At 74.7% G+C, this 26,198-nt stretch carries 26 protein-coding genes; 21 read left to right on the top strand and 5 right to left on the bottom strand.

Annotated elements, in window-relative coordinates; all coding sequences use genetic code 11:
* The first annotated feature begins 137 nt into the window (after positions 1–137).
* From O2W15_RS22225 to O2W15_RS22190, 8 genes are all read left to right on the top strand, one after another.
* Positions 138–944, top strand: coding sequence for an IclR family transcriptional regulator (locus O2W15_RS22225; RefSeq protein WP_269163384.1), 807 nt, complete (start codon positions 138–140; stop codon positions 942–944).
* Between the two features lie 94 nt (positions 945–1,038).
* The gene (locus O2W15_RS22220; protein WP_269181020.1) at positions 1,039–2,211 is read left to right on the top strand and encodes a glycoside hydrolase family 1 protein; all 1,173 of its coding nucleotides are present in this window, start codon (positions 1,039–1,041) and stop codon (positions 2,209–2,211) included.
* A gap of 100 nt (positions 2,212–2,311) precedes the next feature.
* On the top strand, positions 2,312–2,872 hold the full coding sequence (locus O2W15_RS22215) for a quercetin 2,3-dioxygenase (RefSeq protein WP_269181019.1): 561 nt from the start codon (positions 2,312–2,314) through the stop codon (positions 2,870–2,872).
* A gap of 81 nt (positions 2,873–2,953) precedes the next feature.
* A complete protein-coding gene (locus tag O2W15_RS22210; protein WP_269181018.1) occupies positions 2,954–3,877 on the top strand; it encodes an alpha/beta hydrolase in 924 nt (307 codons plus the stop codon).
* Positions 3,874–4,725 carry a fumarylacetoacetate hydrolase family protein gene (locus O2W15_RS22205; protein WP_269181017.1) on the top strand — a complete coding sequence of 284 codons (852 nt, stop codon included), beginning with the start codon at positions 3,874–3,876 and terminating at the stop codon, positions 4,723–4,725. The genes O2W15_RS22210 and O2W15_RS22205 overlap by 4 nt, the downstream gene beginning before the upstream one ends.
* Positions 4,715–5,962, top strand: coding sequence for a DUF3500 domain-containing protein (locus tag O2W15_RS22200; protein ID WP_269181016.1), 1,248 nt, complete (start codon positions 4,715–4,717; stop codon positions 5,960–5,962). The genes O2W15_RS22205 and O2W15_RS22200 overlap by 11 nt, the downstream gene beginning before the upstream one ends.
* A 162-nt stretch (positions 5,963–6,124) precedes the next feature.
* A complete protein-coding gene (locus O2W15_RS22195) occupies positions 6,125–7,756 on the top strand; it encodes an FAD-dependent monooxygenase (RefSeq protein WP_269181015.1) in 1,632 nt (543 codons plus the stop codon).
* Between the two features lie 9 nt (positions 7,757–7,765).
* Positions 7,766–8,851: a Gfo/Idh/MocA family protein gene (locus O2W15_RS22190; RefSeq protein ID WP_269181014.1), complete on the top strand. Its 1,086-nt coding sequence runs from the start codon at positions 7,766–7,768 to the stop codon at positions 8,849–8,851.
* A gap of 3 nt (positions 8,852–8,854) precedes the next feature.
* Here the strand turns inward: O2W15_RS22190 and O2W15_RS22185 are convergent, their stop codons facing one another.
* Positions 8,855–9,208: a VOC family protein gene (locus tag O2W15_RS22185; protein WP_269163393.1), complete on the bottom strand. Its 354-nt coding sequence runs from the start codon at positions 9,206–9,208 to the stop codon at positions 8,855–8,857.
* A 154-nt stretch (positions 9,209–9,362) separates the two neighbouring features.
* Between O2W15_RS22185 and O2W15_RS22180 the strand changes: the two genes are divergently transcribed.
* The gene (locus O2W15_RS22180) at positions 9,363–10,319 is read left to right on the top strand and encodes a carbohydrate kinase family protein (protein WP_269181013.1); all 957 of its coding nucleotides are present in this window, start codon (positions 9,363–9,365) and stop codon (positions 10,317–10,319) included.
* 70 nt (positions 10,320–10,389) lie between these two features.
* On the opposite strand, the gene O2W15_RS22175 is transcribed toward O2W15_RS22180, so the two are convergent.
* Positions 10,390–13,134: an endo-1,4-beta-xylanase gene (locus O2W15_RS22175; RefSeq protein WP_269181012.1), complete on the bottom strand. Its 2,745-nt coding sequence runs from the start codon at positions 13,132–13,134 to the stop codon at positions 10,390–10,392.
* 182 nt (positions 13,135–13,316) lie between these two features.
* Here O2W15_RS22175 and O2W15_RS22170 point away from each other — a divergent pair, with 182 nt between their 5' ends.
* From O2W15_RS22170 to mgrA, 10 genes are all read left to right on the top strand, one after another.
* Positions 13,317–13,646 carry a putative quinol monooxygenase gene (locus tag O2W15_RS22170; protein ID WP_269163396.1) on the top strand — a complete coding sequence of 110 codons (330 nt, stop codon included), beginning with the start codon at positions 13,317–13,319 and terminating at the stop codon, positions 13,644–13,646.
* Positions 13,647–13,679: 33 nt separating this feature from the next.
* The gene (pdxY, locus tag O2W15_RS22165; RefSeq protein ID WP_269163397.1) at positions 13,680–14,531 is read left to right on the top strand and encodes a pyridoxal kinase PdxY; all 852 of its coding nucleotides are present in this window, start codon (positions 13,680–13,682) and stop codon (positions 14,529–14,531) included.
* Positions 14,532–14,533: 2 nt separating this feature from the next.
* Positions 14,534–15,010, top strand: coding sequence for a heme-degrading domain-containing protein (locus O2W15_RS22160; RefSeq protein WP_269163398.1), 477 nt, complete (start codon positions 14,534–14,536; stop codon positions 15,008–15,010).
* A gap of 395 nt (positions 15,011–15,405) precedes the next feature.
* Positions 15,406–15,594 carry an RGCVC family protein gene (locus tag O2W15_RS22155; RefSeq protein ID WP_269163399.1) on the top strand — a complete coding sequence of 63 codons (189 nt, stop codon included), beginning with the start codon at positions 15,406–15,408 and terminating at the stop codon, positions 15,592–15,594.
* A gap of 99 nt (positions 15,595–15,693) precedes the next feature.
* The gene (locus O2W15_RS22150; protein ID WP_269181011.1) at positions 15,694–16,608 is read left to right on the top strand and encodes an ATP-binding cassette domain-containing protein; all 915 of its coding nucleotides are present in this window, start codon (positions 15,694–15,696) and stop codon (positions 16,606–16,608) included.
* Entirely contained in the window at positions 16,605–17,363 is a 759-nt protein-coding gene (locus O2W15_RS22145) for a hypothetical protein (protein WP_269181010.1), read from the top strand. The genes O2W15_RS22150 and O2W15_RS22145 overlap by 4 nt, the downstream gene beginning before the upstream one ends.
* 2 nt (positions 17,364–17,365) lie before the next feature.
* A complete protein-coding gene (locus tag O2W15_RS22140; protein WP_269181009.1) occupies positions 17,366–18,583 on the top strand; it encodes a sensor histidine kinase in 1,218 nt (405 codons plus the stop codon).
* Positions 18,580–19,254: a response regulator gene (locus tag O2W15_RS22135; protein WP_269181008.1), complete on the top strand. Its 675-nt coding sequence runs from the start codon at positions 18,580–18,582 to the stop codon at positions 19,252–19,254. The genes O2W15_RS22140 and O2W15_RS22135 overlap by 4 nt, the downstream gene beginning before the upstream one ends.
* Before the next feature lie 69 nt (positions 19,255–19,323).
* A complete protein-coding gene (locus tag O2W15_RS22130; RefSeq protein WP_269181007.1) occupies positions 19,324–20,244 on the top strand; it encodes a pentapeptide repeat-containing protein in 921 nt (306 codons plus the stop codon).
* A 28-nt stretch (positions 20,245–20,272) separates the two neighbouring features.
* Positions 20,273–21,310 (top strand): L-glyceraldehyde 3-phosphate reductase, encoded by a 1,038-nt coding sequence (mgrA, locus tag O2W15_RS22125; RefSeq protein ID WP_269181006.1) that lies wholly within the window; start codon positions 20,273–20,275, stop codon positions 21,308–21,310.
* A 30-nt stretch (positions 21,311–21,340) separates the two neighbouring features.
* On the opposite strand, the gene O2W15_RS22120 is transcribed toward mgrA, so the two are convergent.
* The 3 genes from O2W15_RS22120 to O2W15_RS22110 all read right to left on the bottom strand — a co-directional run bounded on the left by O2W15_RS22120 (position 21,341) and on the right by O2W15_RS22110 (position 23,599).
* On the bottom strand, positions 21,341–21,751 hold the full coding sequence (locus O2W15_RS22120; RefSeq protein WP_269181005.1) for a Fur family transcriptional regulator: 411 nt from the start codon (positions 21,749–21,751) through the stop codon (positions 21,341–21,343).
* Positions 21,752–21,863: 112 nt separating this feature from the next.
* Positions 21,864–22,574, bottom strand: coding sequence for a TIGR03943 family putative permease subunit (locus tag O2W15_RS22115; RefSeq protein WP_269181004.1), 711 nt, complete (start codon positions 22,572–22,574; stop codon positions 21,864–21,866).
* Positions 22,571–23,599, bottom strand: coding sequence for a permease (locus O2W15_RS22110; RefSeq protein WP_269181003.1), 1,029 nt, complete (start codon positions 23,597–23,599; stop codon positions 22,571–22,573). The genes O2W15_RS22115 and O2W15_RS22110 overlap by 4 nt, the downstream gene beginning before the upstream one ends.
* A gap of 79 nt (positions 23,600–23,678) precedes the next feature.
* On the opposite strand from O2W15_RS22110, the gene O2W15_RS22105 reads away from it, so the two are divergent.
* Together O2W15_RS22105 and O2W15_RS22100 are read left to right on the top strand one after the other, a co-directional pair.
* Positions 23,679–23,990: a DUF1490 family protein gene (locus O2W15_RS22105; protein WP_269163410.1), complete on the top strand. Its 312-nt coding sequence runs from the start codon at positions 23,679–23,681 to the stop codon at positions 23,988–23,990.
* Positions 23,991–23,992: 2 nt separating this feature from the next.
* Positions 23,993–26,191 (top strand): heavy metal translocating P-type ATPase, encoded by a 2,199-nt coding sequence (locus O2W15_RS22100; protein WP_269181002.1) that lies wholly within the window; start codon positions 23,993–23,995, stop codon positions 26,189–26,191.
* Positions 26,192–26,198: the final 7 nt, after the last annotated feature.

Here is a 26,198-nt window from a genome sequence, read left to right as displayed (position 1 = left end):
GCCGGGGATCGGCCGCGCCGGGGAACCGGCTTGGCGGCAACCATGCGGCGGGCCTCGCCGTGACGTCAGGCACAATGCCGACCAATGGAAGACAACTGTGGCCTGCGCCTCACCGCGACGACCCCGGAGGCTCGTGCATGACGGACGACGACTCCTCCCCCGCGCGGATCCGCGGCCGGCGCCCGCCGCAGGGCGATCCCGTCGTCGACCGGGCGCTCGCGCTGCTCGGTGCCTTCGACAGCAGCCGGCCGTACCTGAGCCTCAGCGAGCTCAGCCGGCGCACCGGCATCCCGGCCAGCTCGGCGCTGCGACTGGCCGGCCGGTTGCTGGAGTGGGGAGCGCTGGAGCGTGGCGCCGACGGCCGCTTCTCGATCGGTCTCCGGCTGTGGGAGGTGGCGTCCCTGACGCCCCGCAGCCACGAGCTGCGGCAGGTGGCGCTGCCGTTCATGGGCGACCTGGAGGAGGTGACCCGGCAGCACGTGCTGCTCGCCGTCCGGGAGGGCGAGGAGGCGCTGATGGTGGAGCGGCTCTCCTCGCACGGGGCCGTCGCCGCCCTCTACCGGCCGGGCGGGCGGATGCCGCTGCACTCCACCGGGGTCGGGCTGGTGCTGCTCGCGTTCGCCGAGTCCGGGTTCCAGGAGGAGGTGCTCGCCCAGCCGCTGGTGCACCAGCCGGAGCAGGTGCCGGTCTCCTCCGCCGCTCTGCGGCGGACGCTGGCGGAGATCCGGCGGGACGGGCTGGCCACGTTCCGTCGAGGCGCGCCCCGGCCGATCGTCTCGGTCGCCGCGCCGGTGCACGACGCGCAGGGCACCGTCGTCGCCGCACTGTCGGTGCTGGTGCCCGCGGAGAACGCCGAGCCGCGGCTGCTCGGCCCCGCGGTGCGCACGGCCGCGCGCGGCATCTCGCGTGGACTCGGCGCCTGGCGGTCACCCGGCACACCCTGATCCGACTCGTCTGCCATTGACCGGCAGCGGTGCTGAGCACGGTGAGCGGCGTCACGCATGCTCGCGGCCACGTCGATCACCCGGAGGCTCCCGCATGACCCAGTTCCCCGAAGGCTTCCGCTGGGGCACGGCCACCGCCGCGCACCAGGTCGAGGGCGGCAACGTCAACAACGACCACTGGGAGATGGAGCACGCCGAGCACTCCCCGTTCGCCGAGTCCAGCGGCGACGCCTGCGACTCCTGGAACCGGTGGGAGGCCGACCTCGACCTGCTGGCCGGGGCCGGGCTGGACACCTACCGGTTCAGCCTGGAGTGGAGCCGGATCGAACCGGCCGAGGGCGAGCTCTCCCGCTCGGCCCTGGACCACTACCGGCGCATCACCGACGGTTGTCGCGACCGCGGGCTGACCCCGATCGTCACGCTGGTCCACTTCACGATGCCGCGCTGGATGATGCACGACGGCGGCTGGACCGGGCCGAAGGCCGGCGACCGGGTCGCCCGGTTCACCGAGCTGGCCCTGCCGGCGGTCGAGCACGCCGAGTACGTGCTCACGCTCAACGAGCCGAACCTGATGGCGGTCCAGCCGGTGATCGGCGCGATGGCCCGGCGCGGCGAGCCGATCCACGGCCTGCCCGTGCCCGACCAGGGTGTCGCCGAGGCGCTGATCGGGTTGCACGGCCGCAGCGCGGAGGTGCTGCGGGGTGCCGGTGCTCCTCCGTCCGGCATGTCGCTGGTCGGCCTGGAGTACATCGACGAGGGCGGCGGGCAAGAACACCTGCAGGCCGCGCGCGCGGCGATGATGGACCAGTTCCTCCGGGCCGCGGCCGGCGACGACGTCGTGGGGCTGCAGGTCTACACCGCCCAGCGGTTCGGCGCCCAAGGGCTGATCGCCCCGCCGGCCGACCGACAGACGCTGGCGCACGGCATGGAGCGCCGGCCGGAGGCCCTTGGCGCCGCGATCCGGTACGCGTCCTCCGTGCTGCCGGAGACCCCGATCCTGGTCACCGAGAACGGCATCGCCACCGCCGACGACGCCGACCGGATCGCCTTCACCACCGACGCGCTGCGCGGCCTGGCCGAGGCGATCGCCGCGGGCGCCGACGTCCGGGGCTACGTGCACTGGAGCCTGCTGGACAACTTCGAGTGGATGCTCGGCTTCGCCCCCACCTTCGGTCTGGTCGCCGTCGACCGCGCGACGTTCGCCCGCACGCCGAAGCCCAGCCTGGCCTGGCTGGGCGAGGTCGCGAAGCGCAACGGCCTGGCCTGACCCTCCGATCCCCGTGCCGGCCAATGGAACGGCCGGGGACGAAGGTGACGGCGGTCACCGATGCTCGACCAGTCAACGCCGACCTGAACCGGGAGCACCCATGAGCTTCGAGTACCTGATCGACCCCGCCAAGGGCCCGCAGTGGCAGGGGCTGCTGCCCGGCAAGCCGCAGCCCTACGTGCTCCGCAAGGGCGAGGGCGAGCACGCCAAGCTCTTCGGCGACGTGTTCACCGTGCTGCTCTCCGGCGACGAGACGCAGGGCCAGTTCGGCATCGTCACCGCCGACTCCCCGGCCGGCGACGTCATCCCGACCCACTCGCACAACGAGACCCACGAGACCTTCTACGTGCTCGAGGGCAAGGTCCGGCTCTTCTTCGAGGACGGCGACGGCGCCAAGCAGTCCCAGCTGCTCACCCCCGGCGACTTCGGCTACGTGCCGGCCGGCTTCGCGCACGCCTACCAGGTCGTCGAGCACGCCCGGATGATGGGCACGCTCTCCGGCGGCTTCGAGCGGTTCTTCCAGCACATGGGCACCCCGACCGACTCCACCCGCCCCGACCAGCCGCCGTTCATCCCGGACTTCCCGCGCATGCAGGCAGCCGCGCAGCAGCACAACATGCAGTTCAAGCCCGACTTCCAGTGGCCTGAGCCCACCGCCTGACCTGCGCTCCCCCACCGCCGTCCCCTCCGGCGCCGAGAGTGGCTGCACTCCCGGCGCCGGAGGTGTGTCCTGAGGAGACCCGTGCCCGCGCCCACCCTCCCACTCCCCCCGCCCGCCCACGAGGCACCGCTGCCGCCTGCTCGTACCGGCGCCGCCGGCGTCCGGGTGCTCTGCGGCGTGCCGTACGCGGCGCTGCCCGGCGCCCGGCCGCTGGAGCTGGACCTGTACCTGCCGGCCGGGGACGGACCACATCCGGTCGCGCTGTTCCTGCACGGTGGCGGGTGGCGGCTGGGCAGCCGGCGCACTGCCGGCCCGATGTACCGGGACGCCGACCCCACGCCGTTCGAGCAGGTGGCCGCGGCGGGCATCGCGGTGGCCAGCCTCGACTACCGGCTGTCGGGTGAGGCGGTGTGGCCGGCGCAGCTGCACGACGCGAAGGCCGCCGTCCGCTGGCTGCGCTCACGCGCCGGTGAGCTGGGCGTCGACGCCGACCGGATCGCCGCCTGGGGCGAGTCGGCCGGTGGCCACCTGGCCGAGCTGCTCGGTCTCACCACCGACGCCGCGCTGGAGGGCGAGGTGGGCGCCACCGGTCCGTCGTCCGCGGTCTCCGCCGTCGTCGGCTGGTACGCCCCCAGCGACGTCGCGGCGGTGGCGACCGACATCGGCAACGACCCGGCGGACCCGGCCAGTCGCGAGGCCCAGCTGATCGGCGCCCCGGTGTCCGGGGCCGCCGACCTGGCCGCCCAGGCCAGCCCGATCACGCACGTCTCCCCCGCTGCGCCGCCGGTCCTGCTGCTGCACGGCCGGGCCGACCGGTTCGTCGCGACCGTGCAGAGCCAGCGGCTGTACGACGCCCTGACCGCCGCGGGGACGGACGTGGAGCTGCACACCTACGACGGCGCCGACCACATGTGGCTGGGGGCGCCCGACGCCGCCACCGACGCACTCGACCGCACGATCACCTTCCTGCGGCGCCACCTGATCGACGAAGGAGACCGGGCATGAGGACAGTCGGCATCCGCCGGGACGGCGGAGAGGTGCAGGTCGCCGCACTGTCCGACGACGGCACCTCGGTCACCGTGGTCGCCGGGCTGGACGACTTCTGGACCGACGCCGCCGGGCACCTGTCCCGCGAGCCCCGCGGGGAGACGCTCGCCGCCGCCGACGTCGAGTTCGTGCCACCGGTGCTGCCCGGCGCCCGGGTCATCTGCATCGGGCTGAACTACCTGAAGCACGTGGCCGAGGGCAGCTTCCGCGACCAGGAGGTGCCGCCGTACCCGACGTTGTTCGCCCGCTGGACCCAGTCGCTGACCGTGGGCGGCGCGGAGGTGCCGGTGCCGGCCGACGAGGACGGGCTGGACTGGGAGGGCGAGGTGGCGGCCTACGTCGGCAGCACGCTGGTCGACGCCACCCCCGAGGAGGCGCTGGCCGCCGTCGTCGGCTACTCGACCTTCAACGACCTGACCTCCCGCCGGGCGCAGAAGCTCACCAGCCAGTGGATCCTCGGCAAGAACGGCGACAACTCCGGCCCACTGGGGCCGCTGGTCGGTGCCGCCGAGGTCGGCGACCTGCGCGACGGGCTGCGGGTGCAGACCCGGGTCAACGGCGAGACCGTCCAGGACGGGCGCACCGACGAGATGGTCTACACCGTCGGCGACACCCTCTCCCTGATCTCCCGGACGTTCACCCTGCGGCCCGGCGACCTGCTCGCCACCGGCACCCCGTCCGGTGTCGGCTACGCCCGGACGCCCCCGTGGCTGCTGGAGCCCGGGGACGTCGTCGAGGTCGAGGTCGAGAAGCTCGGCGTGCTGACCAACACGGTCGTGGGCAACGAGGTGCGCCGTGGCCGGTGAGTTCCGGCAGTACCTCTTCCCGCACGACCACCCCCGGCTGGCCGAGGTCCGCGGCCTGGACCCCTACGCCTACCGGGAGCACGCCCGGACCCCGGGCACCTTCACCGGCGGGCTGGTCGAGGGCTGGACGCCGCTGTACCTGGAGGAGTTCCGCGGGGTCACCTCCGACGGCACCCTCCGCGAGGGGCTGTACCCGCTCACCCCGGCCGAGCCGGGCGAGGAGGCGCCGGTCGCGGCCATGGTGGCCGCGGCGCAGGACCTGCTCGCCGCCCTGGACGACGACGGCCGGGGCCGGATCGCCTTCCCGGTGGACGCACCCGAGTGGCAGACCTGGGCCAACCCGGAGTTCATGCAGTTCGACACCGGTCTGCGGCTGGAGTTCCAGCCGCCGGAGGTGCGGGAGAAGGCGCTGGCGCTGGTCCGCGCCTCGCTGTCCCCGGAGGGCTTCGAGCTGACCCACGCGATGATGCTGATCAACGGCTTCCTCGGTGAGGTCGTGGGGCTGGCGAACGTGCTCAACGAGTTCAGCTACAACATCGCCGTCTACGGCACCCCCGACCTGCGCAGCCCCTGGGGGTGGCAGCTGTTCGGGCACCACTGCGCGCTGAACTGCCTGGTCGTCGACGGCCGGATGCAGCTGTCCCCGGTCTTCCTCGGCGCCGAGCCCAACGAGATCGACGCGGGCCCGCACGCCGGCACCGAGTCCTTCACCGAACGGATCGCCGCCGGCCTGGCCGTGATGGCCGCCCTGCCACCGGAGCAACGGCAGGCGGCGACCGTCTACGCGCAGATGGTCGACCCGGCCATGCCACCGGGTCGGGTGCACCCCGGCGACGAGCGGCACCTGGCCGGCGCCTTCCAGGACAACCGGGTGATCCCGGTCGAGGGCGTCCCGGTCGCGGAGATGCCACCGGCGGCGCAGCGGCTGGTGCTGGCGGTCGTCGAGCAGTTCCTCGGCCTGCTCCCCGAGGGCCCCCGCCGGGCCCGGCTGCGCGAGGTGACCGCGCACCTGGACGAGACCTGGTTCAGCTGGATCGGCGGCTGCGAGCCCGGCGACGTCTTCTACTACCGCGTCCAGTCGCCGGTGCTGATCGCCGAGCTCGACCACCACTGCGGCGTGTTCCTGGACTACCGGACGCCGAAGCCCTTCCACGTGCACACCGTGCTGCGCACCCCGCACGGCAACGACTACGGCCGGGCCTGGGTCCGGCAGTGGCAGGCCGCGCACGGGTCCTGACGACGGTCCCGTCTCGCTCTGCCACTCAATGACATCGGGGTACGGCGACGTGACGGCCGCCACGATGCTGGACGTGCGTCCCGCGCCGCTGACCTGGCCGGACGCCGCCACTTCCCTGCACCGCTCAGCCTCCGGGCACCGCAGCCCACGACAGGAGAACCCATGACCGCCGTGCCAGCCCGCGTCCCGGTGTTGATCGCCGGCGGGGGGCCCAGTGGCCTGGCTGCCGCGCTCGAGCTCGGCCGGCGCGGCATCGAGGTGCTCGTCGTCGAACCGCGCACCGCCCTCGACCCGCTCCGCCCGCGCGCCAAGACCACCAGCGTGCGCACGATGGAGCACCTGCGCCGCTGGGGCCTGGCCGACCGGCTGCGCGCCCTGGCGCCGCTGCCGGTGGACCACGCGCAGGACGTCGTCTTCTGCACCGGCCTGTTCGGGCACGAGATCACCCGGTTCCCCGAGGCCTTCGGGCTCACCACGGAGCGCCGGGACGACTACGCCGAGCCGGGCCAGCAGGCCCCGCAGCCGCTGGTCGAGCAGCTCCTCCGGGATGCCGTCGCCGAGCTGCCGTCGGTCACCGTCCTCATCGGCTCGCGCGTCGTCGAGGTCACCGACGGCCCCACCGCGGCCTCGGCCGTCCTGGAGGGCGCGGACGGCGAGCGGGAGCAGGTCACCGCCGACTGGTTGCTGGGCTGCGACGGCAGCAGCGGGGTCACCCGGCGGGCGATCGGCGCCCGGTACGCCGGCTCCTCGGGGACCCTGCCGAACGTGAGCATCGCCTTCCGCTCCCCGCAGCTGGAGCAGCGGGAGCTGTGCGCGGTCGGCGTCCACTACTGGGTGATCGGCGCGGAGCACGGCGGCCTGATGGGCCGGCTGGACCTCGACGGCACCTGGTGGGCGATCGTCCAGGGCGTCGACGCGGAGACCGAGCAGGTGGACCCGGTCCGGCTGGTGCAGGCGCTGGTCGGCGCGGAGGTCGACGTGGAGGTGCTGGCCACCGACCCCTGGTCGGCCCGGATGCTGCTGGTCGACCGCTACCGGGGCGAACGGGTGTTCCTGGTCGGGGACGCCGCCCACCTGAACCCCCCGTGGGGCGGGCACGGCTTCAACACCTGCGTCGGCGACGCGGTCAACCTGGGCTGGAAGCTCGCCGCGGTGCTGCGCGGCTGGGCCCCGGAGTGCCTGCTGGACAGCTACCAGGCCGAGCGCCGGCCGGTGGCCGAGCGGACCATCGCCGCGGCCGGTGCGCAGGAGGCCTTCCTCGCGCCGTCCTTCGCCACCGGCGACCTGGACGCCGAGTCCGCCGACGGCGTCGCCCTGCGCGCCGCGGTCGCCCGCGCGCTGCAGGTCAAGGACCCGGAGTTCCACAGCCTCGGGCTGGTGCTCGGCTACGACTACCCCGGCTCACCGGTCGTCGTCCCCGACGGCCTGCCCGTGCCCGAGCCGGAGCTGGTCACGTACCGGCCGTCGGCGCACCCGGGCGCACGGCTGCCGCACACCTGGCTGCCGGACGGCCGTTCGCTGTACGACCTGCTCGGCGCGGAGTTCACCCTGCTGCGGCTGGACCGCGCGGCGGCCACCGAGGGGCTGGCCGCGGCCGCCGCGCGGCGCAACGTGCCGTTCCGGGTGGTGGACCTCGAGCACGTACCCGGGCTGCGGGAGCGCTACGGGGCCGACCTGCTGCTGGTGCGCCCGGACCAGCACGTCGCCTGGCGCGGCGCGGAGCCGGCGGACGCCGAGGCGCTGCTCGCCCGGGTCGTGGGCGCCGGGGAGATGGCCGATCTGCTCCTCCCCTAGCGTGAACGCATGACCCTCGCGCCTCCCACCTCGCCGTTCATCGCCCGGCCGGAGCTCCTCGACGCCGACCCGCTGGCCCCGACCGGGCGGCCGGTCGGGTGGGGCGTGGTGGCCACCGGCGCGATCGCCGCCACCGTCACCGCCGACCTGGCGCTGCTGCCCGACGCCGTGCTGCAGGCGGTCAGCTCCCGGGAGCCGGCGCGGGCCCAGGCCTTCGCCGAGCAGCTCGGCTTCGCGTCCTGGTACGCCGACGACGAGGCGCGGTCGGGGCTGGACGCCCTGCTCGCCGACCCGGCCGTCGAGGTCGTCTACGTCGCCACCCCGCACGCCCAGCACGCCGCCGTGGTCCACGCGGCGCTCAGCGCCGGCAAGTCGGTGCTCTGCGAGAAGCCGGTCACGATCAACGCCCGGGAGGCCCAGGAGCTCGTCGACCTGGCCCGGGAGCGGGGGCTGTTCCTGATGGAGGCGGTCTGGACCCGGTTCCTGCCGGCGTACCAGCGCGCCCTGCAGATCGCCGCGTCCGGGGAGATCGGCACGGTGCACTGGGTCGCCGCAGAGGTGGGCTTCCCCGCGCCGCTGGACCTCACGGCCCGGATCTGGGCCCTGGCCGACGGCGGCGGCGCACTGCTCGACCTCGCCGTCTACCCGCTGCTGTGGGCCTGGGGCACCCTCGGGCTGCCCGACTCGGTGCGGGCCACCGGCGCGCGCACCCCCGAGGGGGTCGACGCGCAGAACGCCCTCACCCTCGGCTGGGACTCCGGCGCCCAGGCCCAGCTGACGACGTCCCTGCTGGCCCGTTCACCGCACACCGCGCTGATCTGCGGCAGCGACGGCTGGATCCGCACCGACGGCGCCGACGCGGTCTACCGGCCCACCCGGCTGGACGTGCAGGTCGGCGATGCCGCCGTCCGCACCGAGGAGTTCCCGCTGATCGGCTCGGGCTACGTGCACGAGCTGCGGGAGGTCACCCGCTGCCTCCAGCAGGGCCTGACCGAGAGCCCGGTGATGCCGCTGGAGCACTCGCTGGCCACCATGCGGCTGCTCGACGGGGCCCGCGAGCAGCTCGGGGTGGTCTACCCGAACGACGAGCGCTGACCGTCAGGTCACGTGGCGGGCGACGTTGACCACGGTGCCGTCCGGCGCGCGGACGAAGAACCGCCGCACGCCCCAGGGTTCGGTGGTCAGCGGGTGCACGATGTCGTAGCCGAGGCGCTGCGCCTCCGCGTACGCGGCCTCGACGTCGTCGGTCTGCACCGAGATCGCGGAGTCCTCCGGTGCCGTGGCGTCCCGGGTCACCAGCTGGACGCTCTCCCCCGTGTCGGGCGAGGTGTACCGGGCGACCCAGCCGAGGGAGAACTCCTCGGTGCTCAGTCCGAGGAAGCCGGTGTAGAAGCCCGTGGCCTCCTCGAGGTCGGGCACGCTGAGGTTGGTCAGGATGCGGACGACCCGCATGCGGTCCTCCTGATGACGGTTCGTGCGCTGCTCGGCCCAGGGTGAGCAGACCACGAGTTCGTCGGAGGGCCAACAGCGGCGGCGAGTCCCCGGGAGCTCGTCAGGTGTTCCGTGACCGGGCGGATGCTCCTGCTCGTCCCGCTACCGTGTGGCGGTGATCACCGTCTGCGGCGAGCTCGTCATCGACCTGATCCCCTCCGGGGACCCGACTCCGGGCGCACCGCCGCAGTACACCGCCTTCCCCGGCGGCAACGCGCTCAACGTCGCGGTGGCGGCCGCCCGGCTCGGCGCGACGACGCACCTGATGTCCCGGGTGGGCCCGGGCCCGTTCGGTGCGCTGCTGCGCGAGCACGCGGCCGGCAACGGCGTGGCCACCGACGCGATGCTCACCGCCCCCGAACCGGTCAGCCTGGCGGTGGTCGAGCTGGCCGAGCAGGGGTCGGCGAGCTACTCCTTCCACACCGTGGGTGCCGCCGACTGGCAGTGGACGGCGGCGGAGCTGGCGGCGGCCTGGCCGGCCGACACCCGGATCGTGCACATCGGATCGATCTCCAGCTGGACCCCGCCCGGCTCGCTGGCCATCGCCGACCTGGTGCGCCGGGTGCGCGCCGAGGGCACCGCGCTGGTCAGCTTCGACCCGAACGTGCGCCCCACCCTCATCGACGACGACGAGGCGGTGCGCGCCCAGGTGACCGAGCTGCGCCGGGTCGCCGACGTGGTGAAGGTGAGCGCCGAGGACCTGGCGTGGCTGGAGCCCGGCGCGGACCTGGACGAGGCCGCCGCCCGGTGGGCCGCCGAGGGCCCCGCCCTGGTGGTCGTCACCGACGGCGGTGACACCCTGCGGGCGGCCCGCCCCGGCGGCGCAGTGCTGCGGGTGCAGCCCCCGTCGGTGACCGTGGTCGACACCGTGGGCGCCGGCGACAGCCTGGCCGCCGGGCTGTTCGCCGGGCTGGCCCGCACCGGCGTGCTCACGTCCGCCCAGCTGCGCGACCTGCCCGAGCCCGAGCTGACCGCCCTGCTGGACGACGCGGCGCTGGTCGCCGCCCTCGCCTGCACCCGCGCCGGGGCGAACCCGCCGACCTTCGCCGAGCTGGCGTCCGCGCGCCGCTGAGGCCGGGACGCAGAGAGCCCCCGCTCACCAGATGGTGAGCGGGGGCTCTGTGCGTGCGGTCAGCCGGTGGTCAGCGTCGGACGTCGATCGTGACCGTCGTCGTGCTGCTCACCGGGGCACCCCGGGTGTCGGTCATCTCCATCGTGCAGTCGAAGGTCGCCTGCCCGACCTGCGTGGGGCGGGCCCGCAGCGTGAAGTTGCCGTTCTGGCCGGCCGGGTAGTCCCGATTGCTCACCTGCCGGGCCGACCCCGGCGCCAGGTCCAGCGCCAGGGCCGGGCCTGCCGTCTGGGTGCAGGCGTACTCGAACGAGTCCCCCAGCAGCACGCCCGCGCCCCGGTTGCCGAACTGCACGACCAGCTGGACGGTCTGCTTGGCGTTCGCCCGCACGACCGGCCCGTTGTTGATCTGCTGGTACAGCTCGGTCTCCGTTGCGGGCGGGGTGACGACCACGTCGAAGGTGCTCGGGTTCGACGTGTTGCCCGCCGCGTCGGTGGCCGTGCAGCTCACCTCGGTCGTGCCGATCGGGAAGAGCGACCCCGGTGCGGGCGCGCAGGTGGCCGTCACGGTGCCGTCCCGGGTGTCCCCGGCCTCCGGCAGCGGGTACTGCACCCGGGCGCCGGCGGGGCTGGTGGAGTCGGCGGCCACGTCGTCGGTGCCGGCGATCCGCGGCGGGAGCTGGTCGGCCGGACGCGGCGCCAGCTGCGTCGGGTCGACGATGCCCCAGTAGGCGGGCATGACCTGCAGGTCGTCGTCGAAGGGCAGCGGCGACTCCCACGGCCGGGCCGCCGGCCAGGTGCGCAGCCAGCTGCGGCCGTTGCTGATCCCCCAGAAGGTGACCGCCTCGATGGAGTCGGAGTGGCCCCGCAGCATGTCGAACAGGTCCCGGTAGTAGTACCCGAGCTCGGTCTCGGCGGCGTCCTGGTCGGCCATCGCCGGCGAGTGCTGCGGCACGGTGCCGTTGCTGACGTCGGCGCCGTTGTTCTCCTTCGAGCTGCTCACGTCCAGCTCGGTGATCGCCTGCAGCAGCGGCGTCCCGGTGCGGGCGCTGAGCTCCTCCACGGCGGTCAGCGAGTCGTCCAGCCACTCGACCGGGCGGGCGAAGTCGACGTGCGCCTGGTGGCCCACCCCGTCGATCGGCACGCCGCGCTCGACCAGGGCGGAGACCAGGTCGAGGTAGTCGACCCGCTTGGTCGGCATCTCGGTGTTGTAGTCGTTGATGAACAGCGCGGTGTCCGGGAAGTACCGGTCGGCCAGCCGGAACGCCTCGTCGACGAAGCCCTCGCCGAGGACCTGGAACCAGCGGCTGTCCCGCATGTCGTGCGGGTTGGCGGTGTCGCCGTCGGCGATGACCTCGTTGACGACGTCCATGGCCCAGATCGGGCTGTCGCCGTCCGGGTACCGGGCGTCGACGTGGTCGGCGATCGCCTTGATGTGCGCATCCATCCGGGCGCGCAGCAGGGCCTGGTCGGCCGGGCTGTTCGTCAGCGGGCGGTCGCCGTCGCGGAAGAACCAGTCCGGGGTCTGGCTGTGCCAGACCAGCACGTGCCCGTAGACGTCGGTGCCGGTGGCGTCGGCGAAGTCGAGCAGCGCGTCCAGGTCACCGAAGGTGAAGGTGCCCTCCACCGGCTGGATCTCGGCCGGCTTGCCGTCGTTCTCCGGGGTGATCGCGTCGTAGTGCCGCTGCACCAGCTGCGCGGGGCGGCCCACGGTCTCCCGCTGGTCGACCGCCACGCCGACGTGCTCGAAGCCGTCCGCACCGAGCACGTCCTTCAGGCCGGGGACGTCCTGGATCGGCGTCTCGGCGAAGCCGGCGAGGGCGAAGTCGTCGATCAGGAAGCTCACCCCGGCGTCACCCTCGACGTAGAGCTGTGCCCGGTCGATCGCCGCACCGAGGGTGTAGGTGCCGCGCAGCTCGGTCCACTCGTCGGCGGTGACGACCGCGCTGGCGCCGGCGACGTTGTCGTAGTTCGTCGTCGTCCCCCGGTCGCGCTGGATCGAGACGTTGAGCGAGGCCGGCGCCTGACCCGGGGCGAGCTTCGCCCACACCGAGACCTGGACGGTCTCCCCCAGCGCCAGACCGTCGGTGACGTCGACGGCCGGGCCGTGCCACCCCTGCGTCCGACCGGTGGTCAGCAGGCTGGTGTTGCCGCCGTGGGCGTCGGTGGTGGTGGCGGCCAGCTGCGCTTCGCCGCGGGGGACCCAGCCGCCGAGCCCGTCCTCGAAGTCGGTGGCCAGGTCGGCCCGGGTGCCCGGCTCGACCGGACCGGCGGCCTCGCCGGTGATCGTCACGTCGTCGACGAAGAAGGCCTGGGTCGCGTCGGGGCTCTCCAGGTAGAGCTCGAGGCCGCTGTTGCTGGTGCCGAACTCGTAGGTGCCGCTGACCCTGGTCCAGGCGCTGTCGGAGACGGCGACCTGCCAGGCCACGGTGTCGTAGGTGGTCGAGCCCCCGGTGGGCGTGCGCGCGGCGCTCATCGTCACGAGGTCGGTCTCCGGCTCGGGCGTGGTGTCGGCGAGCCGCACCCATGCCTCGACCTCCCAGGCGCCCGCCGGCAGCAGGGCACTGGCGTCCAGCCCTGGCCCCTCCCAGGCCTGCGTGCGGCCGGTGACCGCCAGGCTCTGCGCGCCGCTGCGGGCGGCGACGGTGCTCGGGGCGACCTGCGCACCGCCGCGCCCGTACCAGCCGCCGGTGTCCTGCTCGAAGTCGGCCGTGTGCACGGTCGCCGGCGCGGCACCGGCTGCGGGCGCCGCGACCACCCCCGCCGTGGCGACCATGCCGAGCATCGCTGCCCCGGCTCCCAGACGTCGTCGTCCCATGTGTCCCGTTCTCCTCGGGTCGGTGCGCGAGCAGCGCTGCTGCGTGACCTGACCAGTTCCGATAATTACCGGTACTGGCCCGAGAGAGTGAACCCCACCACAGTCGGACCGGTCAACGGCGTCCCGCGGACTGGGACGCCGCCGGTCGGGTGCACCCCCCGAACGCGCCCTACGCTGGCCGGGTGATCCTCATCGTGGTGAAGTGGCCCGTCCGTCCGGAGTTCGACGAGCGCTGGCCCGAGCTGGTCCGGGAGTTCACCGAGGCGGTCCGCGCGGAGCCGGGCAACGTCTTCTTCGAGTGGTCCCGCAGCGTCGAGGAGCCGCACACCTGGGTGCTCGTGGAGGGCTTCCGCGACGCCGAGGCCGGTGCGGTGCACACCGCCTCCGACCACTTCACCAAGGCGATCTCGGAGATGCCCGACTGGGTGTCGGCGACGCCGTCGATCATGTACGTCGACTCCCCCGACCTGGCCGGCTGGGGCCCGATGGGCGAGGTCCAGCCCCGCGGCTGACCCGCCCGGGGTCGATGTGCGATGTTCTGCCGCATGGTGAACGTCCTGTCGATCCAGTCCCACGTCGCCTACGGCCACGCCGGCAACGCCTCGGCGGTGTTCCCGCTGCAGCGGCTGGGCGTGGAGGTCTGGCCGGTGCACACCGTCCAGTTCTCCAACCACACCGGCTACGGCGCGTGGACCGGCCGGGTGTTCGACGGCCAGGCCGTCGACGAGGTCGTGCAGGGAATCGAGGACCGCGGCGTGCTCGGCAGCTGCGACGCCGTGCTCTCGGGGTACCTGGGATCGGCCGACATCGGGCACGCCGTGCTCGGCTCGGTGGCCAAGGTCCGGGCGGCCAACCCGGCAGCGGTCTGGTGCTGCGACCCGGTGATCGGCGACGTCGGGCGCGGGGTGTTCGTCCGGCCCGGCATCCCGGAGTTCATGCGCGAGGTCGCCGTCCCGGCCGCCGACATCGTCACCCCGAACCACTACGAGCTGGACCTGCTCTCCCAGACCGAGACCCGGTCGCTGGGCTCGGTCAAGGACGCGGTGGCCGCCGTCCAGGCGCTCGGCCCGCGCGTGGTGCTGACCACCTCGCTGGTCGCCGAGGACACCCCGGACGACGCCGTGGACCTGCTGGCGTCAGAGGGCGGCCGGCACTTCCTGGTCCGGACGCCGCGCCTGGACCTGTCGGTGAACGGTGCCGGCGACGCGATCGCCGCGCTCTTCCTGGCGCACTGGCTGAGCACCCGGTCGGCCGGCGAGGCGCTGGCCCGGGCCGCGGCGTCGGTCTTCGGCCTGCTGCAGCGCACCGCCGACGCCGGCTCGCGCGAGATCCTGCTGGTCGCCGCCCAGGACGAGTACGTCAACCCCACCCGCACCTTCGACGTGACCGAGGTCTGACCATGAGCGACTTCCCCGCCCTGACCGAGCTCGCCGCGCAGGAGGAGGAGCTGCAGCTGCGCAGCTTCACCAACGACGACGCCTGGGCACTGGGCGCCGCGCTGGTGGCCCGTGCCCAGGACGGCCGGCTGCCGGTGGCGATCGAGATCTCGCGGCACTCCCACCAGCTCTTCCACGCAGCGATGACCGGCGCGACCCCGGACAACGACGCCTGGATCGCCCGCAAGGCCGCCACCGTGCACCGGTTCGGGCACAGCTCGCTCTACGTCGGCCAGCGCTCCCGCGAGGCCGGGACGACGTTCGAGGAGCAGTTCGGGCTGGACCCGCAGCAGTACGTGGCCCACGGCGGGGGCTTCCCGCTGCTGGTGCGCGACGTGGGCCCGGTGGGCGTGGTGGTGGTCTCCGGGCTGCCGCAGGTGGAGGACCACGCGATGGTCGTCGCCGCGCTGCGCGAGCTGGTCACCCGGCAGTCGGCCTGACCCGCCTGACCACCCGGTCCCCCGACCGGGGAACCGGGCGAGGGCTCAGTTCTTGCCGTGCGTGAGCTTCTCCATGCCGGAGCTGGTCTCCGCGGACGCCTTCTTGGCCGCCCGCTTCTCCTTGATGCTCGAGCCGGACTTCTTGGACGCGTTCTTGTCGACCATGACCACTCCCTCATCGGGAACCGGTCGGCTCCAGGGGCCGGACGGTACGCCTCTCCGGGGCCGGCGAGGCGCAGTTCCGCCGGGTGCCGACGGAGAGTCCGACGCAGCAGGACCGCGTGCGGCGTAGCGTCGGGGTCACGGTCACCTCGCCGGTCCTGGACAACCGTCCGGGACGGCGATCCCCTCCCGGGGCACCCTCGTCGCGCCGTCGGCGGAGTCAGGCCCTCGCCATGACCGCATCCACGTACGCCCCCTCGTCCGCGCCCGCGCTGGCGGCCCCCGCCGACCGCACCGGCGACGAGCTCGGCTGCCCCGCCTGCGCCCACTCGATGGACGCCCACGACCCGATCGGCGTGCGCTTCTGCCGGGCCACCGCAGCCGCGGCCCTGGACCGCGGCTGCGTCTGCCGCCTCGGCTGACCCACGCGCGGCGCCTCCTCCGCACGCCGTACCGGCCGCTGCCGGAGATCGTCCGCAGGGAGGACGCCGCGGGGGCCGCGCGTCCCTAGCGTCGACCGCGTGATCGACGTCGACTGTGTGAGCAAGCGCCACGGGGACCGGTGGGCCGTCCGCGACCTGACCGTCACCGTGCACCCGGGGCGGGTCACCGGCCTCCTCGGACCGAACGGGTCCGGCAAGTCCTCCACCCTGCGGATGGCGGTCGGGCTGGACGCGCCGACGAGCGGCCGGGTGCTGGTGGACGGCCGGCGGTACGCCGACCACCCCTGGCCGCTGACCCGGGTCGGTGCGCTCCTGGACGCGCGTGGGGTGCACCCCGGACACACGGCCCGCGCCCATCTCCACGTGCTGGCGGCCACCCATCGGCTGCCCCGGCGCCGGGTGGACGAGGTGCTGGACCTGGTCGGCCTGACCGACGTCGCGCACCGCCGGTCCGGCGGCTTCTCCCTGGGCATGAGCCAGCGCCTGGGCATCGCCGCGGCGCTGCTCGGCGACCCTGCCGTGGTGCTGCTCGACGAGCCGGTCAACGGCCTGGACCCCGACGGCGTCCGCTGGCTGCGTGCCCTGCTCCGTCAGCTCGCCGACCAGGGGCGCACGGTGCTGGTCTCCAGCCACCTGCTCGCCGAGATGGCGACGACCGCCGATCACCTGGTCGTCCTCGGCCGGGGCCGCCTGCTGGCCGATGCCCCGCTGGGCGAGCTGCTGGCGTCGGTGTCCCGGCCGGCCGTACGGGTCCGCACCCCGGACGCCCGCCGACTGCGCGGGCTGCTCGCCGCACCGGGCGTGCTGCTGAGCGCCCCGGCCGACGACGTCCTCCGGGTGGAGGGCGCCACGGCCGAGCAGATCAGCGAGCTGGCCCGGGAGCACGGTGTGCCCGTGCACGAGCTGGTCCCCGAGCAGCCGTCGCTGGAGGACGCCTTCGCGGCGTTGACCGAGGACGCCGTCGAGTTCGACGCGGGCCGGGTGTCCCGATGACCGCCGCGACCCCCGTCGCCAGGACGGGCACCGCTGCCGGCGCGTGGTCCGGCGCCGTCCGTGCGGAGTGGGTGAAGCTGCGCAGCCTGCGGTCGACCGTGGCGAGCTACGCGGCGATCGCCGCCGTCCTCGCCGTGCTCGGCGGCACCTGGCTCACCCTGCCGGACGGCGACGGCGCCGGCGCGGTGTTCACCGCACTGCTGCTGGCCGAGCTCCTCGTCGCCGCGACGGCCGTGCTCGCCGCCGCAGGTGAGTTCAGCGCGGCGACGGCCCGCTCGACGTTCACCGCCGTCCCCCGCCGGACCCTGGTGCTCACCGCCAAGCTCGCCGTGCACGGCGGTGCGGTGCTCGTCCTGCTGGTGCTCGGCGCCGCGGCCGGCACGGTGCTGGCGACGCTGACCGCGCCGGAGGTCGCCGGCAGCCCGCTGGACCCGCTGGTGCTGCGCGCCGCGGCCGGCACGGCACTCGCCCTGGTCTGCGTGGTCGCGCTCGGCATCGCAGCGGGGATGCTGACCCGCTCGCCGGCCGGCGGCGTGGGCGTGACCCTGGCCCTGCTCGTGCTGCCGGCCGTGGTGGTGACTGCGCCCCGGGTGACCGCGTTCCTGCCCGGCCGCGCGGTCGAGGCCCTTGTGTTCACCGACCGGCCGCCGGCCGCCCACCTGTTGCCGCCGATGGCCGCGGTCGCGGTGCTCGTCGGGGAGGCCGTCGTGGCCGTGCTCGTCGCGGCCGTCGTGCTGCGCCGCCGGGACGTCTGACCGTGCCGCTCGAGGTGTTCGCCGGCCGGTTGCTCCGCTGGGCCCGCGCACACCCGCTGCTGGTGGACGCGTCGGTGGCCGCCCTGGTCCACGTCGTCCTCACCGCAGCGGTCACCACCACCGCCGAGGTCACCCACCCGGGCGGCCGGTGGCTCGGCGCGCTGACGAACCTCGTGCTGGTCGCCCCACTCGTCTGGCGGCGCCTGGCTCCGCTGGCCACGCTGGTCGCCGTGCTCGCCACCGCGGTCGTCACCGTGGGGCTGATCGGCCCGATGGGTGGCGAGGCGGCCGCGCTCGTCGCGCTGGGCACCGCGGTCACCGGGGCGTCCAGCTGGCCGCGGACCGCGTTGCCCGTGGCCGTCGCGGTGCTCGGGCTGGCCGGTCTGGCCGGCGTGAGCGACACGGCGGTGACCGCCGACCGGCTGGTGGCCGGCGTCGCCGCCCTGGTCGCCGCCGTCGCCGTGGGCGCCGCGGGGCGGTTGGCCCGGGAGCGCCGGCTCGTGCTGGCCGAACAGGAGGCGGAGCGGGAGTCCGGCCGCAACCGGGCCGCGGCCGAGCGGACGGCGCAGGCGCTGGCGGCCGAGCGGGCACGGATCGCCCGTGAGCTGCACGACGTCGTGGCGCACGAGGTGACCGTGATGGTGTCGCTGGCCGACGGCGCTCAGGTGGTGGCCCGGCACTCCCCGGAGCGCGCACACCAGGCGATGGCCCAGGTGTCCGCGACCGGCCGCGAGGCGCTGCGGGAACTGCGCGGCCTGCTCGGCGTGCTCGCCCCGGACGACGGCTCCGGCCCTGGCCCGGCGCCGCAGCCGGGGATCGGCGGGATCGGCGACCTCGTCGAGCGGGTGCGCGTGGCCGGGCTGGACGTCTCGCTGCAGGTCGAGGGCACCGCCGACGGGCTGGACCCGATGTCCCAGCTGACCGTCTACCGCGTGGTCCAGGAAGCGCTCACCAACGTGCTGCGGCACGCGACCTCCCCCACCCGGGCCGAGGTACGGCTCGATGTCGGAGCCACCGCGGTGCAGCTCGAGGTGCTGGACGACGGGGTGGCAGCGGGTGCCGGCCGGGGCGGGCCGGGGGCGCCGGGGCGCGGCCTGCTGGGGATGCACCAGCGGGCCGCGCTGCACGGTGCCGACTTGGAGGCCGGCCCGGTCGACGGCGGAGGCTGGCGGGTCGCCCTGCGGCTCCCGCTGACCGCCCGGGCGGAGGCGGTCGCGTGATCCGGCTGCTGCTCGTCGACGACCAGGCGTTGCTGCGCCACGGGATGACCCTGGTGCTGGAGGGCGAGGACGACCTGACGGTGGTCGGCGAGGCGTCCGACGGTGCGAGCGCGGTGGAGCAGGCGGTGCGGCTGCGGCCCGATGTCGTGCTGATGGACGTGCGGATGCCCGGCATGGACGGCATCGAGGCGACGCGGCGGCTGGCTGCGCTCGTCCCGGAGGTGCGGGTGCTCATCCTGACCACCTTCGACCTGGACGAGCACGCCTTCGCCGGGCTGCGCGCCGGGGCCAGCGGCTTCCTGCTGAAGGACGTGCCGCCGGCCGAGCTGGCGGGCGCCGTCCGGGCGGTCGCCCGGGGCGATGCGGTGATGGCGCCCACCCTGACCCGGCGGCTGCTGGACGCCTACGCACACCGGCTCCCCACCGGACCGGTCCAGCTGCCGCGGCGGGGGCCGGACCACCCCGCCCTGGCCAGGCTCACGGATCGGGAGCGGGAGGTGCTGGGTGAGCTGGCCGGCGGGCTGAGCAACGCGGAGATCGCCGCCCGCCTGGTGCTCTCGGAGACGACCGTGAAGACCCACGTGAGCCGGCTGCTGCACAAGCTGCAGCTGCGGGACCGGGTGCAGGCGGTGATCGTCGCCTACGAGACGGGGCTGGCGCCGCGCGGCTGAGCCGGTGACCGGCCTAGCCTGGGACGCCCGGCCGGACGGCGGGGACGACGACGTCCGGAGGACCGCACCGTGCCCGATCGTCCCGGCATCCCGGTGGACCTCGTCCTCGACGCCTCGAGGGAGCTCGCCGGCGCGCGGCGGGACCTGACCGCTGACTGCAGTCGCTGTAGCGGGCTGTGCTGCGTGGTGCCGGCCTTCGCCGCCTCGGCGGACTTCGCGATCGACAAGCCGGCCGGCACCCCGTGCCCGAACCTGCAGCCCGACGCCCGCTGCGGCGTGCACAGCGAGCTGCGCGACCGCGGCTTCCCCGGCTGCGTCGTCTTCGACTGCTTCGGCGCCGGCCAGCGGGTCACCGAGGACACCTTCCCCGGCCGGGACTGGCGCACCGATGCAGCGACGGCAGCGGCGGTGTTCGCCGTCTTCCCGGTGATGCGGCAGCTCACCGAGCTGCTGTGGCACCTCACCGAGGCGCGGACCCTGCTGCCGGCCGGGTCACTGGCCACCGAGGTCGCGATCGCGCACGCCCGCACCGAGGAGCTCACCCGGGCGGCCGCCGACGAACTGGCCGGCCTGGACGCCGCAGCGCTGCGGCGCGAGATCGGCGAGCTGCTCGGCCGGGTCAGCGACGCCGCCCGGGCCGACGTGCCCGGTCGGGCCCGGGACCGCCGCGGCGCCGCCCTGATGGGCGCCGCACTGCGCGGGGCGGACCTGCACGGGGCGAGCCTGCGCGGCGCGTACCTGATCGGGGCGGACCTGCGGGGTGCGGACCTGCGCCGCGCCGACCTGCTGGGGGCAGACCTGCGCGCCGCCGACCTGCGGGGCGCCGACCTCACCGGCGCGCTCTTCCTCACCCAGCCGCAGCTGACCGCCGCCGTCGGCGACGCGGGCACGTCGCTGCCCGGGTCGCTGACCCGCCCTGCGCACTGGGCCACCTCGACCGGGCCGCCGGCCGGTGCCGGCCGCCGCGGCCGCCGCCCCCGTCGTCGCTGACCCGCTGCCCGCCGGGCACGATCAGCCCATGGCCTACTCAGCGGAGAGCACCCGCTACGACTCGATGACCTACCGGCGCACCGGCGCCAGCGGCCTGGACCTGCCGGCCGTCAGCCTCGGTCTCTGGCACAACTTCGGGGACGACGTCCCCTTCGACCGGCAGCGGGACATCCTGCGGCGCGCCTTCGACCTGGGGATCACCCACTTCGACCTGGCCAACAACTACGGCCCGCCCTACGGCAGCGCGGAGACCAACTTCGGCCGGCACCTGGCCGACGACTTCCGCCCGTACCGCGACGAGCTGGTCCTCTCCACCAAGGCCGGCTACGACATGTGGCCCGGCCCGTACGGGCAGGGCGGCGGCTCCCGCAAGTACGTGCTGTCCAGCTTGGACCAGTCACTGCAACGAATGGGCGTCGAGTACGTCGATGTCTTCTACAGCCACCGACCCGACCCGACGACGCCGCTGGTGGAGACGATGGGCGCGCTGCACACGGCCGTCCAGTCGGGCAAGGCGCTCTACGCGGGCATCTCCTCCTACTCGCCGGAGATGACGGCACAGGCAGCGGAGATCCTGGCCGACCTGGGGACGCCGCTGCTGATCCACCAGCCCTCGTACTCGATGCTCAACCGCTGGATCGAGACCGAGGGGCTGCTGGACACCCTCGCCGACGTGGGCGCCGGTTGCATCGCCTTCTCCCCGCTGGCCCAGGGGATGCTCACCGACAAGTACCTCGACGGCGTGCCGGAGGGCTCGCGGGCCGGTCAGTCCAAGTCGCTGGACCCCGGGATGATCACCCCCGAGTACGTCACGCACGTGCGGGCGCTGAACGTGCTCGCGCAGGCCCGCGGCCAGAGCCTGCCCCAGCTGGCGCTGGCCTGGGCACTGCGCGACCCGCGGGTCACCTCGGTGCTGATCGGGGCGAGCAGCGTGCGGCAGCTGGAGCAGAACGTCGCCGCCCTGGAGAACCTGGAGTTCTCCGCCGAGGAGCTGACCGCCATCGACCAGCACGCCGTCGACGCCGGCATCGACCTGTGGCAGGCCGCCCGGGAGGGTGCGATGTGACGCCCGCCGAGGCGCGACCGGCCGGGCGGTTCAGCCCGGCCGGTCGGCCGAGGGCGCCCCGGCGCTGTGGCAGGCCGCACACGTGCCGAAGATCTCCAGCGTGTGCGTGACGTCGACGAAGCCGTGCTCGGCGGCGACGCGGTCGGCCCAGCGCTCGACCGTGGGGCCCTCGACCTCCTCGGTGCGGCCGCAGGCGCGGCAGACGAGGTGGTGGTGGTGCCGGGTGCTGCACCGCCGGTAGATGGCCTCACCGGCGTCGGTGCGGATCGAGTCGAGCTCGCCGTCCTCGACCAGCGCCTGGACGGCCCGGTACACCGTCGACAGCCCGATCGAGTCCCCCGAGGCGCGCATCCGGGCGTGCACCTCCTGAGCGCTGTGGAAGCCCTCGAGCTCGTCGAAGACGGCGTTGACGGCGGTGCGCTGGCGGGTGTTGCGGATCATCTGGTCGTCTCCTCGTCGAGGCGGCCCGCGCCCTGCGGATGGAGCCCGGCGTTCTTCGCATGAGGATAGGAGCATGTGAGAACTGTTGTCGACTGCGGGTCCTGCCGCCGGCTCACTCGTAGGGCTCGGCCGGGGCCTCCACCGGCACCACCGACGCCGCGTCGATCGTCGGCTCCGGGTACCCGACCGCCGGGTCGACCTGCGGCGGGACGTGGGTGCCGACCACCTCCACCCAGTCGTCGGGCTCGAACTCCGCGGGCCCGTCCGGCACGGCCACCCGGACCGCCGTGGCGTCGGCGGCGCAGCAGTTGATGTCGAAGCGGGTGACGTACCAGCCGCCGGCCGCCCGGGGCGAGACGAAGCCGACCAGCCGCACCCGGCGCCCCTCCAGGGCGCTGGTGTCCTGCGCCTGCGACCAGACGTGGTAGTCGAACAGCGTCATCGTCCGGTGGTCGGTCCCCGGGTCGTCCGCCCCGATGCCCGGCGACGACGGCTGGCCGGGCACCGCGACGGGGGCCGCCGACTGCCGGCTGGCGGTGTACGAGCCGAGCGCCGGCGGGGCGACGACCAGGACCACCGCCACCGGCGCGGCCAGCAGCCACCCGACCGCCGGGCCCGGGTGGTCGTGCCCGGCCGCACCTCGGCTCCGGCGCAGACCGCTGAGCGCCAGCAGCACCACGACCACCCCGGCCCCGAGGAGGAACGGCCGGAACCCGGCCCGCACGTAGTCCAGGTACCGGTCGCTCCCGGCCACCACGAGCACGACGACGCCGAGCAGCAGCAGGAGCACCTGCTGGGTGGTCCGGTCCGGGCGGCCGTTCACAGCAGCACCGCCCCCACGGCCGAGGCGATCAGCACGGCGACGACGAGCGTGACCGGCGCGAACCGGGCGGCGAACCCCCGGCCGAAGGTCCCCGCCTGGAGGGCGATCAGCTTCACGTCGACGGCCGGGCCGACGACGAGGAAGGTCAGCCGGGCGGTGAGCGAGAAGGAGGTGAGGCTGGCCGCGACGAAGGCATCGGCCTCCGAGCAGATCGCCAGCACGACCGCGAGCCCGGCCAGCACCAGCACCGCCAGCACCGGGGAGTCCGCGACCGCGTCCAGCCAGCTCCGGGGCACGAGCACCCCCAGCGTCGCCGCGGCCGCGCCGCCCACCACCAGGAAGCCGCCGGCGTGCACCAGGTCGTGCTGCATCGCCTCGCGGTAGTCGGTGAAGCGGGTGCCCCCGGGAGCCGGGACAGGCAGTCGCGCCAGCTGCAGCCACTCGCTGCGGCCCAGCAGCGTCCACAGCCAGCCCATCACGACCGCGACGCCGAGCGAGGCCACGAACCGGGCGGCCACCATCTCCGGCTGGCCCGGAAAGGCCACCGCGGTGGCGACGAGGACCACCGGGTTGACCGCCGGCGCCGCCAACAGGAAGGCCAGCGCCGCGGCAGGGGTCACCCCGCGGCGCACCAGGCTGCCGGCGACCGGCACCGAGGCGCACTCACAGCCGGGCAGGACGACGCCGGCCATCCCGGCCACCGGCACGGCCAGCCCGGGACGGCGGGGCAGCACCCGGGCGAAGAAGGACGGCGGCACCAGCGTGCCGATCGCGGCCGACAACGCCACCCCGAGCACCAGGAAGGGCAGCGCCTGCAGGCAGACGGCGACGAAGACGGTGCTCCAGGCCAGCACCACCGGCTGCTGCAGGGCCGCGGGGGCGAGGAAGTGCAGCAGCACCAGGAAGGCGACCAGCCCACCGAGCAGGTCGGTGCTGCGCAGGCCGGCCCGGTCGGGCGCTCGCCCCTCCCCCACCCTGCTGTCGTCGACCCGCACCTCGGCGATGACCGACTCCCCTCCGAACATCGAACACGGTTCCCGTTACCGTGGGCGGACCCACGCTCTCATGCAGGACCCCCAGGCCGACCCAACGAGGAGCACGTCGATGAGCGAGTCGAAGAAGAACCGCGGTGCGACCGCCGGCCGGGTGCTGCGCAAGGCGGCCGGGACGGTGGCGACCGGCGTCGTCGGCGTCGTCGTCGTCCGCGCCGCCGAGCGCGGTGAGACCGGCAGCCTGCCCCGTCGGCTGGCGGTCGGGGCGACGAAGTGGGGCATCCGCGGCGCCCGCCGCGCCGAGGTGGGCGTGGAGAAGGCCCGGCTCGCCGCCGGCGACGTGCGGGCCCAGGCCTACGCCGACCTCGGCGAGCAGGTGCCCCCGCCGGCCGACCGCTCCGGCGGCCACGACCACCAGCACTGACTGTGGAGACGGCGACCGGCACCGCCCGGCTGGTCAGCGACGCCGGCGGCCGGCTGCGGCTCGCCGTCCCCGCGCTGACCGGCGCACCCGCACGCTCAGTGGCGCTGGAGGACCTGCTGGACGCGGTGCCCGGCGTCCGCGCCGCACACGCCTACCCGGTCACCGGTCAGGTGCTGGTCTGGCTGCACCCCGACGCCGACCCGCGGGCGGAGGTCCTCCGGGTGGCCGCCTCGGCGGTCGCCCTCCCCGCGGCCGCCGAGGTCGCCCGCCCGCCGCGCTCGGCCGACGTCGCCAACGGCGAGCTGGTGCGGATCGCCGTCGGAGGTGCCGCCCTGGCCCTGCTGGGGGTGCGCCGGTACGGGTTCGGCCGGCCGCCGGTGCTCTCCGGCCGCAGCCGGCTGGTCGCCACCGCGCTCACGATCTTCACCGGCTACCCGTTCGTGAAGGGCGCCGCGGGTGCCCTCGCCGGCAAGCGGTCCGCCGGCACCGACGCGCTGGTCACCGCCGCCACCATCGCCAGCCTGCTGCTGCGGGAGAACGTGGTCGCGCTGACCGTGCTCTGGCTGCTCAACATCGGCGAGTGGCTGCAGTCGGTGACCCTGCGGCGCACCCGGCGGGCGATCTCCGCGCTGCTGGCCGGCACCGAGACCACCGCCTGGGTGATCGTGCCCGGCGAGGGCGGCGAGCCCGACGTCGAGCGGCAGGTCGACCTGGCCCGGCTGCGCGTCGGTGACCTGGTGGTCGTGCACGACCAGACGACGCTGCCGGTGGACGGCGTGGTCGTCGAGGGCACCGGCGTGGTCGACCAGGCCGCGATCACCGGCGAGCCGCTGCCGGTCTCGGTCACCCCCGGGGCGACCGTGCACGCCGGCTCGGTGAACCTGCGCGGCCGCCTGGTGGTGCGCGCCTCGGCGACCGGGTCGGACACCGCGATCGGGCGGATCATCGCCCGGGTCGAGCAGGCCACCGACGACCGGGCGCCGATCCAGACCGTGGGCGAGAACTTCTCCCGCCGTTTCGTGCCCGCCTCGTTCGCCCTCGCCGGGCTGACCTGGCTGGTCACCCAGGACGTGCGCCGGGCGATGACGATGCTGCTGATCGCCTGCCCCTGCGCGGTCGGGCTGGCCACGCCGACCGCGGTCAGCGCCGCGATCGGCAACGGCGCCTCCCGCGGCCTGCTGATCAAGGGCGGGGCACACCTGGAGGCGGCCGGCCGGGTGGACGCCGTCGTCTTCGACAAGACCGGCACGCTGACCATCGGCCGCCCCGTGGTCACCAACGTCGTCTCCTTCTCCGACGACTGGACGCCCGAACGGGTGCTCGGCTACGCCGCCAGCTCCGAGGTGCACTCCCGGCACCCGCTGGCCCAGGCGGTGATCCGCTCCACCGAGGAGCGGCACGTGTTCATCCCCCCGCACGAGGAGTGCGAGGTGCTGCTCGGGCTGGGCATGCGCACCCAGGCCGACGGCCGGGTGCTGCTGCTGGGCAGCGAGCCGCTGATGGCCAGCGAGGGCGTGGCCGTCGGCGACGCGGCCCGCGACTGGCTCGACCGGCTGCGTGCCGCGGCGGAGACCCCGCTGCTGCTGGCGGTCGACGGCGAGCTGGTCGGCCTGGTCAGCCTGCGGGACGAGGTGCGCCCGGAGTCCCGGGAGGTGCTGGAGACACTGCGGGCCACCGGGGTGCGGCGGATCGTGATGCTCACCGGCGACCACGAGAGCACCGCTGCCGCCGTCGCCGCCGAGCTCGGGGTCACCGAGTGGCGGGCCGAGGTGCTCCCCGAGCACAAGCAGGAGGTCGTCGCGGCGCTGCAGGCCGAGGGGCACACCGTGGCGATGGTCGGCGACGGCACGAACGACGCCCCCGCGCTCGCCGCGGCCGACATCGGGATCGCCATGGGGGTCTCCGGCACCGACGTCGCGGTGGAGACCGCCGACGTGGCCCTGGTCGGCGACGACCTGCGGCACCTGCTGGACCTGCGGGAGCTGGGCGGGCAGACGCTGGACGTGGTGCGGCAGAACTACGGCATGTCGATCGCGGTGAACGGCATCGGGCTGGTCGTCGCCGGTGGTGGCGCGCTCTCCCCCGTGCTCGCCGCGGTGCTGCACAACGCCTCGTCGGTCGCGGTGGCGGTCAACTCCGCGCGGCTGGTCCGGCACCGCGGCACCCGGCCGGACGGCGACGGGCAGCCCGCCGCCGGCTGACCGCGGT

Source organism: Modestobacter sp. VKM Ac-2979 (assembly GCF_026967995.1).
Taxonomy (GTDB): Bacteria; Actinomycetota; Actinomycetes; order Mycobacteriales; family Geodermatophilaceae; genus Modestobacter.
Note: the sequence above shows the minus strand (reverse complement) of the source record. Positions and strands in the feature narration are given on the sequence as shown.